General features: G+C 58.9%; 14 protein-coding genes. 7 read left to right on the top strand and 7 right to left on the bottom strand.

Annotation, left to right across the window (positions count from 1 at the left end; translation table 11 throughout):
- Positions 1–11: 11 nt before the first annotated feature.
- Positions 12–1,007, bottom strand: a complete 996-nt coding sequence (locus RHM55_RS13160) for a metalloregulator ArsR/SmtB family transcription factor (RefSeq protein WP_322176836.1) — start codon at positions 1,005–1,007, stop codon at positions 12–14.
- Positions 1,008–1,285: 278 nt separating this feature from the next.
- Between RHM55_RS13160 and tkt the strand changes: the two genes are divergently transcribed.
- From tkt to fba, 6 genes are all read left to right on the top strand, one after another.
- Entirely contained in the window at positions 1,286–3,283 is a 1,998-nt protein-coding gene (tkt, locus tag RHM55_RS13155) for a transketolase (RefSeq protein WP_322176835.1), read from the top strand.
- Positions 3,284–3,432: 149 nt separating this feature from the next.
- On the top strand, positions 3,433–4,482 hold the full coding sequence (gene epd / locus RHM55_RS13150) for an erythrose-4-phosphate dehydrogenase (RefSeq protein ID WP_322176834.1): 1,050 nt from the start codon (positions 3,433–3,435) through the stop codon (positions 4,480–4,482).
- A 15-nt stretch (positions 4,483–4,497) separates the two neighbouring features.
- Positions 4,498–5,661, top strand: a complete 1,164-nt coding sequence (locus tag RHM55_RS13145; RefSeq protein WP_322176833.1) for a phosphoglycerate kinase — start codon at positions 4,498–4,500, stop codon at positions 5,659–5,661.
- Positions 5,662–5,689: 28 nt separating this feature from the next.
- Positions 5,690–5,914, top strand: a complete 225-nt coding sequence (locus RHM55_RS13140; protein WP_322176832.1) for a hypothetical protein — start codon at positions 5,690–5,692, stop codon at positions 5,912–5,914.
- A 109-nt stretch (positions 5,915–6,023) separates the two neighbouring features.
- Positions 6,024–6,347: an MliC family protein gene (locus RHM55_RS13135; RefSeq protein ID WP_219064022.1), complete on the top strand. Its 324-nt coding sequence runs from the start codon at positions 6,024–6,026 to the stop codon at positions 6,345–6,347.
- Between the two features lie 131 nt (positions 6,348–6,478).
- Positions 6,479–7,543, top strand: a complete 1,065-nt coding sequence (gene fba / locus RHM55_RS13130; protein ID WP_219064023.1) for a class II fructose-bisphosphate aldolase — start codon at positions 6,479–6,481, stop codon at positions 7,541–7,543.
- 74 nt (positions 7,544–7,617) lie between these two features.
- On the opposite strand, the gene RHM55_RS13125 is transcribed toward fba, so the two are convergent.
- The 5 genes from RHM55_RS13125 to choX all read right to left on the bottom strand — a co-directional run bounded on the left by RHM55_RS13125 (position 7,618) and on the right by choX (position 12,363).
- Positions 7,618–8,778, bottom strand: coding sequence for a gamma-butyrobetaine dioxygenase (locus RHM55_RS13125; RefSeq protein ID WP_322182913.1), 1,161 nt, complete (start codon positions 8,776–8,778; stop codon positions 7,618–7,620).
- 40 nt (positions 8,779–8,818) lie between these two features.
- Entirely contained in the window at positions 8,819–9,289 is a 471-nt protein-coding gene (locus tag RHM55_RS13120) for a thioesterase family protein (protein WP_322182673.1), read from the bottom strand.
- A 48-nt stretch (positions 9,290–9,337) separates the two neighbouring features.
- Positions 9,338–10,303 carry an L-carnitine dehydrogenase gene (locus RHM55_RS13115; RefSeq protein ID WP_322182671.1) on the bottom strand — a complete coding sequence of 322 codons (966 nt, stop codon included), beginning with the start codon at positions 10,301–10,303 and terminating at the stop codon, positions 9,338–9,340.
- A gap of 141 nt (positions 10,304–10,444) precedes the next feature.
- On the bottom strand, positions 10,445–11,332 hold the full coding sequence (locus tag RHM55_RS13110) for a 3-keto-5-aminohexanoate cleavage protein (protein WP_322182669.1): 888 nt from the start codon (positions 11,330–11,332) through the stop codon (positions 10,445–10,447).
- 83 nt (positions 11,333–11,415) lie between these two features.
- Positions 11,416–12,363, bottom strand: coding sequence for a choline ABC transporter substrate-binding protein (gene choX / locus RHM55_RS13105; protein ID WP_322182667.1), 948 nt, complete (start codon positions 12,361–12,363; stop codon positions 11,416–11,418).
- Between the two features lie 189 nt (positions 12,364–12,552).
- Between choX and RHM55_RS13100 the strand changes: the two genes are divergently transcribed.
- Positions 12,553–13,497: a GlxA family transcriptional regulator gene (locus tag RHM55_RS13100; protein WP_322182911.1), complete on the top strand. Its 945-nt coding sequence runs from the start codon at positions 12,553–12,555 to the stop codon at positions 13,495–13,497.
- Between the two features lie 19 nt (positions 13,498–13,516).
- Here RHM55_RS13100 and RHM55_RS13095 read toward each other — a convergent pair whose 3' ends face one another.
- On the bottom strand, positions 13,517–13,909 hold the full coding sequence (locus tag RHM55_RS13095; RefSeq protein WP_322182665.1) for a lysozyme inhibitor LprI family protein: 393 nt from the start codon (positions 13,907–13,909) through the stop codon (positions 13,517–13,519).
- Positions 13,910–14,133 lie beyond the last annotated feature (224 nt).

Here is a 14,133-nt window from a genome sequence, read left to right as displayed (position 1 = left end):
GTTTCCTGAATTTACCGATGGTGAGTGTTGCCAGCCGGTCGCTGAAAGTGGCGAACCTGGATCTGGAAACCATTACGTAGCCCTATATAGAGGCTTTCCCCGGGAACGAGTCCCGCAGCAGTGGCCCAACGGGCCAGATCATCCTGTTCAAAACCCAACCAGAGATCGCCGCAGGCCTCCTTGGCCCAACTCTGGTCGTGGCTACACAACTCTGTCACCAACAGACTACCGCCTGGTTGCACCAGGTGAGCCAGCTGTTTAAGTGCTTCGGCCGGTGCAGCAAAATGATGAAGCACCATATTCAATACGACGCAGTCGGCGCGCACAGTGGCGTTGACCAAGGCGTCAGCCAGTTGCAGCTCGACATTGCCCAGCGCTTCGCGCTCGCAGACCTGGCGGGCCAGTTCCAGCATCGCCGGGCTGTTGTCCAGCGCGGTGACGTGGCGAAAGCGCCGCGCCAGTTCCGGTAGAAAACCACCATCGCCTGGGCCGACTTCCACCGCAGTGGCGTCGCGGCTGAAACTCAGCGTGTCCAGAAGTGATAGCAGGCTCTCGCGATATTGCGCCAGACCCGCGATCAAATCCTGCTGGGCACGAAATTTTTCCGCGACCCGCGCGAAGAAGTCCTGACTGGCGGTCGCCCGTTGCCGGTGCACCAGACCAATGCGCGCCTGGACATCGCCGGGCAAGGCCAGGTTATCGACTTCGTCGAGCAGTGCCGCGTGCAGCCTGCCGCCCGGTTGTTCGGTATGGGGCAGGGCGCGACGGTAAAAAATCGCATTGCCTTCGCGGCGCGTCGCTACCAGCTCGGCCTGAGACAGCACCTTTAAATGGTGGCTCATGCCGGATTGACCGATGGCGAAAATCTGCGCCAGTTCCAGGACCCCGAACGAATCGTTGGCCAGCGCGCGCAGCACATTGAGTCGCAGCGGATCGCCTCCGGCTTTGCACAAGGCAGCCAGATCGTCGCTGTCATCATGGCGGATTGCAGGCACGCGAAGGTTCATAGGGCTGGCAGTCTAGAGAGCGATTGTTCGTCTCGCAAGACCAATATCAAAAAGTTTTGATATTGGTCGATGGGTGGTGTCCGTCATGCGCATTCGGCACCGAGTGAACGCGCCAGACAGGTTTGTGTCTGAGGAATATCCGGTTTGGCCGTGTAATAACGAGGACAGCGCAGGAAAAAGGCCTTCCAACGACTATCTGTCATTGCCCCGAAGCAATGCCTGAGGGAAAATGCTCACCTTTTTTCCGATCCCATCCTTTCAGTTCCAGGAGATCAGCGATGCCCAGCCGTCGTGAGCGTGCCAACGCCATTCGTGCCCTCAGCATGGATGCCGTGCAAAAAGCCAACAGCGGCCATCCCGGTGCCCCTATGGGCATGGCGGATATCGCCGAGGTGCTTTGGCGTGATTACCTCAAACACAACCCGAGCAATCCATCGTTCGCCGACCGTGACCGCTTCATCATGTCCAACGGCCACGGCTCGATGCTGGTTTACTCGCTGCTGCACCTGACCGGTTACGACCTGTCCATCGACGACCTGAAAAATTTCCGTCAGTTGCACAGCCGTACGCCGGGTCACCCTGAATATGGCTACACCCCTGGCGTCGAGACGACCACCGGTCCTTTGGGGCAGGGCTTGGCCAATGCCGTCGGTTTTGCCATCGCTGAAAAAGTGCTGGCCGAGCAGTTCAACCGTCCTGGCCACGATATCGTCGATCACCACACCTACGTGTTCCTGGGTGATGGCTGCATGATGGAAGGCATTTCCCACGAAGTCGGCTCGCTGGCCGGTACCTTGGGTCTGGGCAAACTGATCGCGTTCTACGATGACAACGGCATTTCCATCGATGGCGAAGTCGAAGGCTGGTTCACCGACGATACGCCGAAGCGTTTCGAAGCCTACAACTGGCAAGTGATCCGTAATGTCGACGGCCACGATGCCGAAGAAATCAAGATCGCCATCGAAACAGCACGTAAAAGCGCGCAACCCACGCTGATCTGCTGCAAGACCACCATTGGTTTCGGCTCGCCAAACAAGCAAGGCAAGGAAGACTGCCACGGCGCTCCACTGGGCGACGCGGAAATTGCGCTGACCCGTGCCGCGCTGAAATGGAATTACGGCCCTTTTGAAATTCCGGCGGATATCTACGCCGAGTGGGACGCCAAGGAAGCGGGTCTTGCTGTAGAAGCCGAGTGGGATCAACGTTTTGCTGCCTACTCCGCCGAACACCCGGAACTGGCCAACGAATTGATCCGTCGCATGAGTGGCGAGCTGCCGGCTGATTTTGCCGAAAAGGCCGATGCCTACATCGCCGAAGTCGATGCCAAGGGCGAAACCATCGCCAGCCGTAAAGCCAGCCAGAACGCATTGAATGCCTTCGGTCCGCTGCTGCCTGAGTTCCTTGGCGGTTCGGCTGACCTGGCAGGCTCCAACCTGACTATCTGGAAAGGCTGCAAGAGCCTCACGGCTGAAGATTTCAGCGGTAACTACCTGCATTACGGCGTTCGCGAATTCGGCATGAGCGCGATCATGAACGGTATCGCCCTGCATGGCGGTTTCGTACCGTACGGCGCGACCTTCCTGATTTTCATGGAATACGCGCGCAACGCAGTGCGCATGGCTTCGCTGATGAAAAAACGCGTGCTGTTCGTCTACACCCACGACTCCATCGGTCTGGGCGAAGACGGTCCGACGCACCAGCCGATCGAGCAACTGGCCAGCCTGCGTGGCACGCCGAACCTCGATACTTGGCGCCCGGCAGATGCTGTGGAGTCGGCAGTGGCCTGGAAATACGCGATTGAGCGTAACGACGGTCCATCGGCCCTGGTGTTCTCTCGTCAGAACCTGACTCACCAATCCCGCAATGCCATTCAAGTGGCGGAAATCGCCCGTGGCGGTTACGTGCTGCGCGACTGTGTGGGTGAGCCTGAGCTGATCCTGATCTCCACCGGTTCCGAAGTGGGCCTGGCGGTACTGGCTTACGAGAAACTGACTGCACAAGGCCGTAACGTGCGCGTGGTTTCCATGCCGTGCACCAGCGTCTTCGATGCCCAGGATGCGATGTACAAGCAAACGGTTCTGCCGTTGCAAGTCAGCGCGCGTATCGCCATCGAAGCCGCTCACGCGGACTACTGGTACAAATACGTTGGTCTGGAAGGTCGGGTCATCGGCATGACCACCTTCGGCGAGTCGGCACCTGCGCCGGCCTTGTTCGAAGAGTTCGGTTTCACCCTGGAAAACATCCTGGGTACGGCTGAAGAGCTGCTTGAAGACTAAGCAGTAATGCGTTCCCCTTGTAGGAGCGCGCTTGCCCGCGATTGGCTGCGCAGCAGTCACACGATGTTGTCTTGCATCGGAAGGCCGTTCCGGCCTTATCGCGGGCAAGCGCGCTCCTACAGGTTTTAACACCTGCCAGCGAGAACCCCATGCCTCAGCCACGCCTGTATAAAGTTGCTCTCAACGGCTACGGCCGTATCGGTCGTTGCGTCTTGCGCGCGCTGTGTGAGCGAGGGGCGAAAGCCGGGTTTGAAGTGGTTGCATTGAACGATCTGGCAGACATAGCCAGTCTCGAATACCTCACGCGCTTTGACTCAACCCACGGTCGCTTTCCTGGCGAAGTGCGGGTCGAAGACGACTACTTGTACATCAACGAGCACGGCATCAAGGTGCTGCGTAGCGCAACCCCTGAAGGGATCGATTGGGCTGGGCTAGGCGTCGATCTGGTGCTTGAATGCTCGGGTGCTTACAACACACGGGAAGATGGCCAGCGTTTTCTCGACGCAGGCGCCCCCCGCGTGTTGTTCTCGCAACCGATGGCCAGCGAAGCGGATGTTGATGCCACCATCGTGTATGGCATCAATCAGGACAAACTGACGGGCACCGAATTGCTGGTGTCCAATGCTTCCTGCACCACTAATTGCAGTGTGCCGCTGTTGCGTTTGCTCGATCAGGCCATCGGCCTGGAATACATTTCCATCACCACCATCCACTCGGCGATGAACGACCAACCGGTGATCGACGCCTATCATCACGAAGACCTGCGCCGTACGCGTTCGGCCTTTCAGTCGATTATTCCGGTGTCCACTGGTCTGGCGCGCGGCATCGAACGGCTTTTGCCGGAACTTGCCGGGCGAATTCAGGCCAAAGCAGTGCGTGTGCCAACGGTTAACGTCTCTTGCCTCGATATCACCCTGCAGACAGCGCGTGATACCGATGCCGCCGAGATCAACCGGATACTTCGCGACGCCGCCACCAGCGGCCCGCTCAAAGGGTTGTTGGCGTATACCGAACTGCCGCATGCCAGCTGTGATTTCAATCATGACCCTCATTCGGCGATTGTCGATGCCAGTCAGACACGCGTTTCCGGCCCTCGGCTGGTGAACCTGCTGGCCTGGTTCGACAACGAATGGGGTTTTGCCAATCGAATGCTCGACGTCGCCGATCACTATCTGCGCGTTGCTCACACACAACAGTAAACCAGGGACAGCCTCATGACCGTGTTGAAGATGACCGACCTCGATCTGCAAGGTAAGCGTGTATTGATCCGTGAAGACCTTAACGTCCCGATCAAGGACGGTGTGGTAACCAGCGATGCGCGGATTCTTGCTTCGCTGCCGACCATCAAACTGGCGCTGGAAAAGGGCGCCGCCGTCATGGTCTGCTCGCATTTGGGCCGTCCGACCGAGGGCGAGTTCTCCGCTGAAAACAGCCTCAAACCCGTTGCCGACTACCTGAGCAAGGCGTTGGGTCGTGACGTACCGCTGATTGCCGACTACCTGAACGGTGTCGAGGTCAAGGCGGGCGACATCGTGCTGTTCGAGAACGTGCGCTTCAATAAGGGCGAGAAGAAAAACACCGACGAGCTGGCGCAAAAATACGCTGCCCTGTGCGATGTATTCGTGATGGACGCTTTCGGTACAGCTCACCGCGCCGAGGGCTCGACCCACGGCGTCAGCAAGTTCGCCAAAGTCGCGTGTGCCGGCCCGTTGCTGGCTGCCGAGCTGGATGCATTGGGCAAAGCCCTTGGCGCTCCGGCCCAGCCAATGGCGGCTATCGTCGCGGGCTCCAAGGTCTCCACTAAACTGGATGTGCTTAACAGCCTGAGCCATATCTGCAACCAGTTGATCGTCGGTGGCGGCATCGCCAACACCTTCCTCGCAGCGGCCGGGCACAATGTCGGCAAATCGCTGTACGAGCCTGATCTGCTGGACACCGCCCGCGCCATCGCCGCCAAAGTCAGCGTGCCGCTGCCGGTGGATGTGGTAGTGGCCAAGGAATTCGCCGAAAACGCTGTAGCGACGGTCAAACTGATCGCTGACGTGGCTGACGACGACATGATTCTGGATATCGGTCCGCAAACTGCAGCGCACTTCGCCGACTTGTTGAAATCGTCGAAGACTATCCTGTGGAACGGTCCGGTTGGCGTGTTCGAGTTCGATCAATTCGGCGAAGGCACCAAGACGTTGGCCAAGGCTATTGCGGCTAGCGATGCATTTTCCATTGCGGGCGGTGGCGATACGCTGGCGGCCATCGATAAATATGGCGTAGCGGATAAAATCTCCTACATTTCTACCGGTGGCGGCGCTTTCCTTGAGTTCGTCGAAGGCAAAGTCCTGCCCGCGGTTGAAGTATTGGAGCAGCGGGCCAAGGCCTGAGCGTCCGGTGTGGGTGAAGGGGATTTACATGGTCAAGCGGTTACCACTGTTTGTCATTGCCGGTCTGATGGCCGGGTGTGCCAGTGAGCCCGGCGCTGAAGACGCAAAAGCCGCGCCCAAGGCACCTCGGGCAAGCTGTTACGAAGCTGACTGGCAGGCGGAAACCGTGCCGATCATCTATAAGCGCGGCGGCCCGGATGTACTGGACAAGTATGAGGTCATGCCTGCTGAGGTAAAGGCAGGCTGTCCTTGAGGCTTGGGGTGCGATTGAGCCTACGATGATGCAATCAGGAACAAAACCGCCCCTGATCGACCGAAGTGATTGGCACTTGCCGAGCTTCATGGGGTGGCCAGGAGAAGTAATGAAAGGCTTAATCGCCCTTGCGACATTTGCAGTGCTGGGCGGATGCGCCAGTATGAATGCACCGGAACAACAGAGCGCGTGGACCCGTTGGGTGTGTGACAGTCAGGCCGAAGTGCTATGGCATTTCACCGACAGTACCAAGACTCAAGTCGATGTTCGCCTGGGTGGCAAAGATCAGGTCTATCGTTTGAAGCCTGAGCCTGGCGCTTCCGGGGAGTTGTACAGCGACGGTGTCTTGGCGTTTCACATAAAGGGTGAGGAAGGCCTGGTGTACTGGGTCGCCACCAATGATTTGATCGGTCGCGCTTGCAAGGCTCCCTAGTTCGGCGCTGAGTATGTTTGCGACTGCCTGTTGAGCGCGCTCGGCCATTGTCCGATGCGCAAAATTTGAATAGCAGCCGCCGTTAAGGCAGGCTTGCACGATTAACGACCCAACCGGGAGAGAAACCTAAAATGGCACTTATCAGCATGCGCCAGATGTTGGACCACGCAGCCGAGTTCGGCTACGGCGTCCCAGCTTTCAACGTCAACAACCTGGAACAGATGCGCGCCATTATGGAAGCGGCCGACAAGACCGATTCCCCGGTGATCGTTCAGGCTTCGGCCGGCGCCCGCAAATACGCCGGTGCTCCGTTCCTGCGTCACTTGATCCTCGCCGCCATCGAAGAATTCCCGCACATCCCGGTGGTCATGCACCAGGATCACGGCACCAGCCCTGATATCTGCCAGCGCTCGATCCAGTTGGGTTTCAGCTCGGTCATGATGGATGGCTCCCTTGCCGAAGACGGCAAGACCCCGACTGATTACGAGTACAACGTACGCGTAACTCAGCAAACCGTGGCCATGGCGCATGCCTGCGGCGTATCGGTCGAAGGCGAGTTGGGTTGCCTGGGTTCCCTGGAAACCGGTATGGCTGGCGAAGAAGACGGCGTGGGTGCAGAAGGCGTGCTTGATCACAGCCAACTGTTGACCGACCCGGAAGAAGCCGCTGACTTCGTCAAAAGGACTCAGGTCGATGCCCTGGCTATCGCCATCGGTACCAGCCACGGCGCGTACAAGTTCACCAAGCCGCCTACCGGCGACACCTTGGCGATTGAACGCATCAAAGAAATCCACAAGCGCATCCCCAACACCCACTTGGTGATGCACGGTTCGTCTTCGGTCCCGCAAGAATGGTTGAAAATCATCAACCAATACGGCGGCGACATTAAAGAGACCTACGGTGTACCCGTCGAAGAAATCGTCGAAGGCATCAAGTACGGCGTGCGCAAGGTCAACATCGACACCGACCTGCGTCTGGCGTCCACCGGTGCGATGCGTCGCCTGATGGCCACCAACCCGAGCGAATTTGACCCACGTAAATTCTTCGGCGAAACCATCGTTGCCATGCGTGACATCTGCATCGCGCGTTACGAAGCGTTCGGTACTGCTGGTCAGGCATCGAAGATCAAGCCGATGTCGCTGGAAAAAATGTACCTGCGTTATGCCAAAGGCGAGTTGAACGCCAAGGTCAACTGAGTTTGAGTTGATTGAAAAAACCCGCAGCGATGCGGGTTTTTTTATACCTCAAGTTACCTGTAGCAGCGCTGCATCTACCGTTGCAATACCCGAATGCGCGACAGCAGTTCATCGCGGTCTATGTAGCAACCCTGGAAGTGCCGCGCCCCGGTTGCCGGGTCGAACGCATTACGGGCGTGAAGGGTGCGGCGATTGTCGAAGCACCACATGTCGCCGGGGCTCAGCCGCGCACTCACTCGAAAGCGCGCTTCGCGGGTCATGGCGATAAAGCGTCGATAGGCCCGATACAGTGCGGGCATCTGCTCTGCAGGCGCATCGAACGGGCCGCGCAGGAAGTTTGCCATGCGGATTTCACGGACCTGGCCCAAGGTGTCCAATGCAATGATCGGCGCGAGGCACCGGTAGTCGCTGTGGCGATCCTTGTTGCGAAACTCCAGCGGAATCTCGCACAGGCTGCGAAACGCTTCCGGGTCTTCATGGCGCAGGGCATTGGCAATCGCGAAGCCGTCGACGAACACACTTTCGCCGCCCACCGCGTCATTCACCAGACAATGCAGAAATTGCAACCCCGGTTGCAGCTCGCGGGTTGGTAGGTCGCTGTGTAACGGTAGGTTGAAGGCGGTGTAGGCGTTGCTGTCGGCATCGGCTTTTGATTGCACATTGAACAGCACGCCGAAATTACTCTCGCGGATAAACGAAATCCGCTTGGCGATTTGCGCCAATGAGCCAGGTTCCGTGGGCACGCCGCGCACCTGCGTCAGGCCGATATCACGCAGCGCCAGCAGCCACTGAAGCAGCGCCTTCGGGTCCTCCATGATCGCGTGATATTCGAACACCGGCAGTTGCAGGTTGGCGGTCCACAGTTGGCTTTTCGGTGTGGCCTCGAACCGCTCGGCGCGCGACGCCTCGTCGTAAGCATGGGCACGCAGCCAGCCAGGATCGAAGCGGCTTTGATGGCCGTCTTGCCATTCCACCCACAGGCAACCCTGGGCGTCGATCAGACTGGTGTTGGGCACCAGGTCTTCAGCGACATCGACGATTTCCAGCACCTGCTCACGGGTCACGTTGTACACGCATTCAGGGCACGGGCAGTTATCCCGCAGCCATTGATGATGAAAGGGGCTGAGCCGCCCATCGGCCCATTGCACGTGCAACCTGTCCGCCAAGGGTTGTACGGCGGTCAACGCGCTGATCAACGGGTAATTGCGAAAGTCGGCGACGGCGGGAGTGTTAATGGCGATCTCCTTTTCTATTGTCGTAGGTGGCGGCAGAGGGTCAGACGGGCAAACCAATCACGCGGCCGATGTAGGCGGGCCGCGGCAGGTCTTTTTGGGTTTCGACCAAGGCCAGCAGGGTGTTCAATACCGGCTCGCTGAACGGTGCCGAGCGTGGGCCCGCCAGGTCGACGTGCAACAGCATTTGTTCGTTGGCGGCCAAGAGTTCGTCGCTGCCGGGTTTGTGCAGGCTGTGGTAGAGGTGCACGCGTTTACGGTCGTGGCCGATGACTTGAGTGCGGACTTCGACCTCTTCACCCTGCTTCACTTCATGCAGATAATTGAGATGGCATTCGAGGGTGAACAACGAGTGACCGCTGGCTTCGCGGTTGTCGCTGTCCAGGCCCAAATGGTCCATGAAAGCGTCCGTGGCGTAGCTGAAAATCAGCAGATAGAACGCATCGCGCAGATGCCCGTTGTAATCGACCCAGTCGGCGAGGACTGGGGTTGTGTAGGTGGTGAGTGTTGGCATGGCAGTCTCATCAATTTTTATCTGGAATGAATTCCCTGTAGGAGCGGGCTACTCGCTAAACGCCATTCCATGCTTGGCTTTAGTGGTTTTCACCGCGTCAAGTACGGCCAGCAGGCAGTCATCGCGATAGCGTTCCAGGGCTGAAATACTGTGGCTGCCGAGCTGGTCGGTGGTGCCGTCGACCACATCGTCGATCAGCTTGTCGGTCAGTTCGGGGGCCGGCAAATAAGTCCACGGCAGTTGCAGCGCCGGGCCGAATTGCGCCATGAAGTGGCGCATGCCAGCATCGCCACCTGCCAGGGTGTAGGTGAGGAAGGTGCCCATGAACGACCAGCGCAGGCCTGCGCCAAAGCGGATCGCATCGTCGATTTCGCCGGTGGTGGCCACCCCGTCGTTGACCAGGTGCAAGGCCTCGCGCCACAGCGCTTCAAGCAGACGGTCGGCGATAAAGCCCGGCACTTCCTTACGCACATGCAGCGGCCGCATGCCCAGGGATTCATACACCTTGATCGCCGCTTGTACGGCCTCGGGGGCCGTGTGTTTGCCACCGACCACTTCAACCAGAGGCAGCAGGTAGACCGGGTTGAATGGGTGACCGACCACGCAGCGTTCTGGGTGGATGGCGCTTTCGTAAAATTCGCTGGGCAACAGACCCGAGGTGCTGGAGCCGATCAAGGCATTGGGCTTGGCTGCGGCGCTGATCTTGCTGTGCAGGTCCAGCTTCAGGTCGAGACGCTCGGGGGCGCTTTCTTGAATAAAGTCGGCGTCACGCACGCATTCTTCAATCGTCGCGACAAAGCGCAGGCGACTTTGCGACGCCCCAGGGGCTAGGCCCTGTTTTTCCAGGGCGGACCAGGCATTGGCCACGCGTTTGCGCAGGGCCTCCTCAGCGCCGGGCGCCGGGTCCCAGGCGATCACGTCCAGGCCGTGAGCCAGTGCGCGGGAAACCCAACCGCTGCCGATAACACCGCTACCGAGCGCAGCGAAGATTTTGATGTCAGTGATAAAAGTCATCGAAAATTCCTGAAAAAAGTCGCTTTTGTAGCTGGCTTGTCTGCGAATGCCAGACGACACGGTCTATCAGATACACCGCGCTGAATGGTCTTCGCAGCGGGACGCGTAGTGACAAGTCAGCTCCTACAGTTCGGGGTGTCGTTAGCCGCGTTTCTTGAGGCCCATCTTGACCCGGCCTTCAGCAGGGGTCAGAACCCGGGCGCCCAAGCGGCTGAGGATTTCCGAGGCGCGTTCGACCAGTGCGCCATTGCTGGCCAGCACGCCGCGATCAAGCCAGATGTTGTCTTCCAGACCCACACGCACGTTGCCGCCGAGCAGCACGGCCTGGGCTGCCATCGGCATCTGCATGCGGCCGATACCAAAGGCTGCCCACACGGCGTTTTCCGGCAGGTTATCGACCATGGCTTTCATGGTTGTGGTGTCAGCAGGCGCGCCCCACGGGATGCCCATGCACAGCTGGAACAGTGGGTCGTCGAGCAGACCTTCCTTGATCATCTGCTTGGCGAACCACAGGTGACCGGTGTCGAAAATTTCCAGCTCGGCTTTCACGCCCAGCTCTTGAATGCGTTTGGCGCCAGCGCGCAGTTGGGCCGGGGTGGACACGTAGATGGTGTCGCCATCGCCAAAGTTCAGGGTGCCGCAATCGAGGGTGCAGATTTCCGGCAGCAGTGCTTCGACGTGTGCCAAGCGACTCAGCGGGCCGATCAGGTCGGTGTTCGGACCGAACTCCATCGGGTTCTCGCCTGCGCCAATCTCTAGGTCGCCACCCATGCCGGCGGTGAGGTTGACGATGATGTCGACGTCGGCTTCGCGAATGCGCTCCATCACTTCACGGTACAGGGCCACGTCGCGGCTGAACTTGCCGGTGTCAGGGTTGCGTACATGGCAATGGACCACGGTCGCCCCGGCTTTGGCGGCTTCAACGGCGGCGGCAGCGATTTGTTTGGGAGTGACCGGGACCAGATGGCTCTTCCCGGTAGTGTCGCCAGCACCGGTCAGTGCGCAGGTGATGATGACGTCATGGTTCATTTCAGGTTCCTTACAGGCGGTTTTTAGAGTGTGGTGATCCCTTCCGCAGCCTGTTCAGGCTGCGGATCGGTGGTTCGGATACGCTACGGGTTGCTGCTAAGTTTCAGGTTTTCAGCGGCGTCTTTGCCGTCAAAGGTTTTCACCCCAGCGAGCCAGCGCTTGAGGTCTTGCGGATGGTCTTTGAGCCATTGCCGGGCTGATTCAAGCGCGTCTTTGTGGTTGAGCAACGGCTGCATCATCCGACTCTCGTCTTCAGCGGTGAAACTCAGGTTGGTCAGCAGCTTGTCGACGTTCGGGCAACGCTGGGCGTAATCCGGTGCGGTAACGGTCCAGACTTTGGCCTCGCCTTCATTCGGGCCGAGGGCGTTATCACTGCCGGTGAGGTAGGTCATTTTCTGGTTGACGTTCATTGGGTGCGGCGCCCACCCGAAGAACACGATGGCTTCGTTGCGATTGACCGCCCGGGTGACTGCCGACAACATTCCGGCTTCGCCTGATTCCACCAACTGGAAGTCGCCGAGGCCAAACTGGTTCTTGGCGATCATTTCCTTGATCTGGGTGTTGGCGCCCGATCCGGGCTCGATGCCGTAGATTTTGCCGCCCAGTTCTTTCTTGAACTTGGCGATGTCGGCAAAGGTTTTCAGGCCCTTGTCGGCGAGGTAGGTTGGAACGGCGAGGGTCGCGCGAGCGTCTTTGAGGCTGGGTTCAGGCAGGATGCGCACCTGATTTTTTTCCACGAACGGGGTGATGGTCTGGGTCATCAACGGGTCCCAGTAGCCGAGGAACATGTCCAGGCGCTGATCGCGGATACCGGCGAAGATGATTTGCTGTGAGGCGCTGGTCTGTTTGGTCTTGTAGCCCAGGCCATCGAGCAGAACCTGGGTCATGGCGCTGGTAGCCATAACGTCGGTCCAGTTGACCACGCCCAGGCGTACGTTCTGACAGGTTGCCGCTTCAGCTGCACTGGCGCTGTTGGCGATGAAGGTGGTTCCGGTGAGTGCCAGCAAACAACAGCTAATCAGTCGTTTCATGATGGATTCCCTCGGCAGTCGTTATTGTGGGGTTCCGAAGTCTGCGCGCCGTGATGCAACGTTACGCAGCCGCAGCCCCTGGAAAACGCACAGCGGCGACGCGCTCTTGCACAGTAGCGACTTGTTCTCTTGCTGTCCTCATTCAACTGGCGTATGTGGTGAGTGATGCTGACCCCGCGAGTACCGCCGATGTCCCAGGACTATTACTTTTTGCTCATGCCAGGGTTCTCGGTGATGGGCTTCGTCTCGGCCGTCGAGCCGCTGCGCGTCGCCAATCGCTTCGGTGGCGAGCTGTATCGCTGGCATGTGCTGAGTGTCGATGGCGGGGCGGTGGTTGCCAGTAATGGCATGTCGGTCAACGCCGATGCCGCGCTGGAGCCGCTGAAGAAAGGCACGACGTTGTGGGTGGTGGCTGGCTTTGAGCCGCTGAAATTCTGCACCCCGGCACTGGAGCACTGGCTGCGTCGACTCGACCACGAAGGCGTGACCCTTGGTGGCATCGACACCGGCAGTTTTATCCTGGCGCAGGCAGGCCTGCTCGACGGCCATCGTCTGACCCTGCATTGGGAGGCGCTGGGGGCGTTCAAGGAGTCTTATCCACAGCTGGCAGTGACTCAGGAGTTGTTTGAAATCGACCGTCGCCGCATCACGTCCGCAGGCGGCACGGCGTCCATCGACATGATGCTCGACCTGATCGGCCAGGCCCACGGGCCGGAACTGGCGATTCAGGTCTCGGAACAGTTCGTGCTCGGCCGGATTCGCCCACGCAAAGACCACCAACGCATGCAGATCGCCACGCGTTACGGTATCAACAACAAAAAGCTGGTGCAGGTGATTGGCGAAATGGAGCAGCACACTGAGCCACCGCTCAGCACCCTGGACCTGGCAGAAGGCATCCAGGTCACCCGCCGCCAGCTGGAGCGCCTTTTTCGCCTGCATTTGAAAGACACACCGAGCAATTTCTATCTCGGGCTGCGCCTGGAGAAGGCGCGGCAACTGCTGCGCCAGACCGACATGAGTGTGCTGGAAGTCAGCCTGGCCTGCGGCTTTGAATCGCCATCGTATTTCACTCGCAGTTACCGCGCGCGGTTTGCGCGCTGCCCGAGAGAGGATCGACAGCGGACGAATGCGTGAATCACTATCAGGCGCTGCTTCACTCCATCCCGATCGACTGCAAATACTCCGACCGTTGATCGCTCATCTGCGAGAAGCAATCGTTTTGCCCGATTTCTAGGGTCTGGCTGCCTTTTTCGCTCAGGAAGGTTTGTACCGCGCAGTCAGCCTCGCGCAGTTTGGTCCAGATTTGTTGGGCATTTTTTATTTTGGCGAGGTAGTCGTTCAGCTGCGCCGGGTGGTTGGCGTACTGAGAGCTGATCCGGTCGACCAGGTCTTTATAAGCGCTGTCCAGCTCGTGCTGGGAGGTGGTTTTGTTGAAGGCTGAGCACTCGAAGCTCTGCTGGGTGGTTTCCACGTTGTCGCAGGGGGTGCTGTCTTCGGCTTGAGCACCGGTTGCCAGCACTGCCAGCACCAATAACATTGACCTCATTTGCAACATCCTCGCCGGTTGTTCAGAGCAATCGCCAAGGATTTTCCCCCAGCCGCCGCGTAAAGAATAGAGGCCCAATGGTCTATCTATGTAGACGGCGCTTACCCTTTGTCGTTTCTTGACGCTTTCGGCAAACCCCCTGTCGTTTTTGCACCCGGCTCGCTCAACCCTCAGGCATATGCTGGCCCCAAAGCGCCGGCAGACGATTCGGCGCATGAATCACC

This window comes from Pseudomonas sp. MH9.2 (assembly GCF_034353875.1).
Classification (GTDB): domain Bacteria; phylum Pseudomonadota; class Gammaproteobacteria; order Pseudomonadales; family Pseudomonadaceae; genus Aquipseudomonas.
The sequence above is the reverse complement of the archived record's forward strand: the minus strand, read 5'-3'. Positions and strand labels throughout refer to the sequence as shown.

Coding starts and splice junctions, on each gene's coding strand:
- RHM55_RS13160 (WP_322176836.1), bottom strand. CDS start 1,007: ATGAACCTTCGCGTGCCTGCAATCCGCCATGATGACAGCGACGATCTG.
- tkt (WP_322176835.1), top strand. CDS start 1,286: ATGCCCAGCCGTCGTGAGCGTGCCAACGCCATTCGTGCCCTCAGCATG.
- epd (WP_322176834.1), top strand. CDS start 3,433: ATGCCTCAGCCACGCCTGTATAAAGTTGCTCTCAACGGCTACGGCCGT.
- RHM55_RS13145 (WP_322176833.1), top strand. CDS start 4,498: ATGACCGTGTTGAAGATGACCGACCTCGATCTGCAAGGTAAGCGTGTA.
- RHM55_RS13140 (WP_322176832.1), top strand. CDS start 5,690: ATGGTCAAGCGGTTACCACTGTTTGTCATTGCCGGTCTGATGGCCGGG.
- RHM55_RS13135 (WP_219064022.1), top strand. CDS start 6,024: ATGAAAGGCTTAATCGCCCTTGCGACATTTGCAGTGCTGGGCGGATGC.
- fba (WP_219064023.1), top strand. CDS start 6,479: ATGGCACTTATCAGCATGCGCCAGATGTTGGACCACGCAGCCGAGTTC.
- RHM55_RS13120 (WP_322182673.1), bottom strand. CDS start 9,289: ATGCCAACACTCACCACCTACACAACCCCAGTCCTCGCCGACTGGGTC.
- RHM55_RS13115 (WP_322182671.1), bottom strand. CDS start 10,303: ATGACTTTTATCACTGACATCAAAATCTTCGCTGCGCTCGGTAGCGGT.
- RHM55_RS13110 (WP_322182669.1), bottom strand. CDS start 11,332: ATGAACCATGACGTCATCATCACCTGCGCACTGACCGGTGCTGGCGAC.
- choX (WP_322182667.1), bottom strand. CDS start 12,363: ATGAAACGACTGATTAGCTGTTGTTTGCTGGCACTCACCGGAACCACC.
- RHM55_RS13100 (WP_322182911.1), top strand. CDS start 12,553: ATGTCCCAGGACTATTACTTTTTGCTCATGCCAGGGTTCTCGGTGATG.
- RHM55_RS13095 (WP_322182665.1), bottom strand. CDS start 13,909: ATGAGGTCAATGTTATTGGTGCTGGCAGTGCTGGCAACCGGTGCTCAA.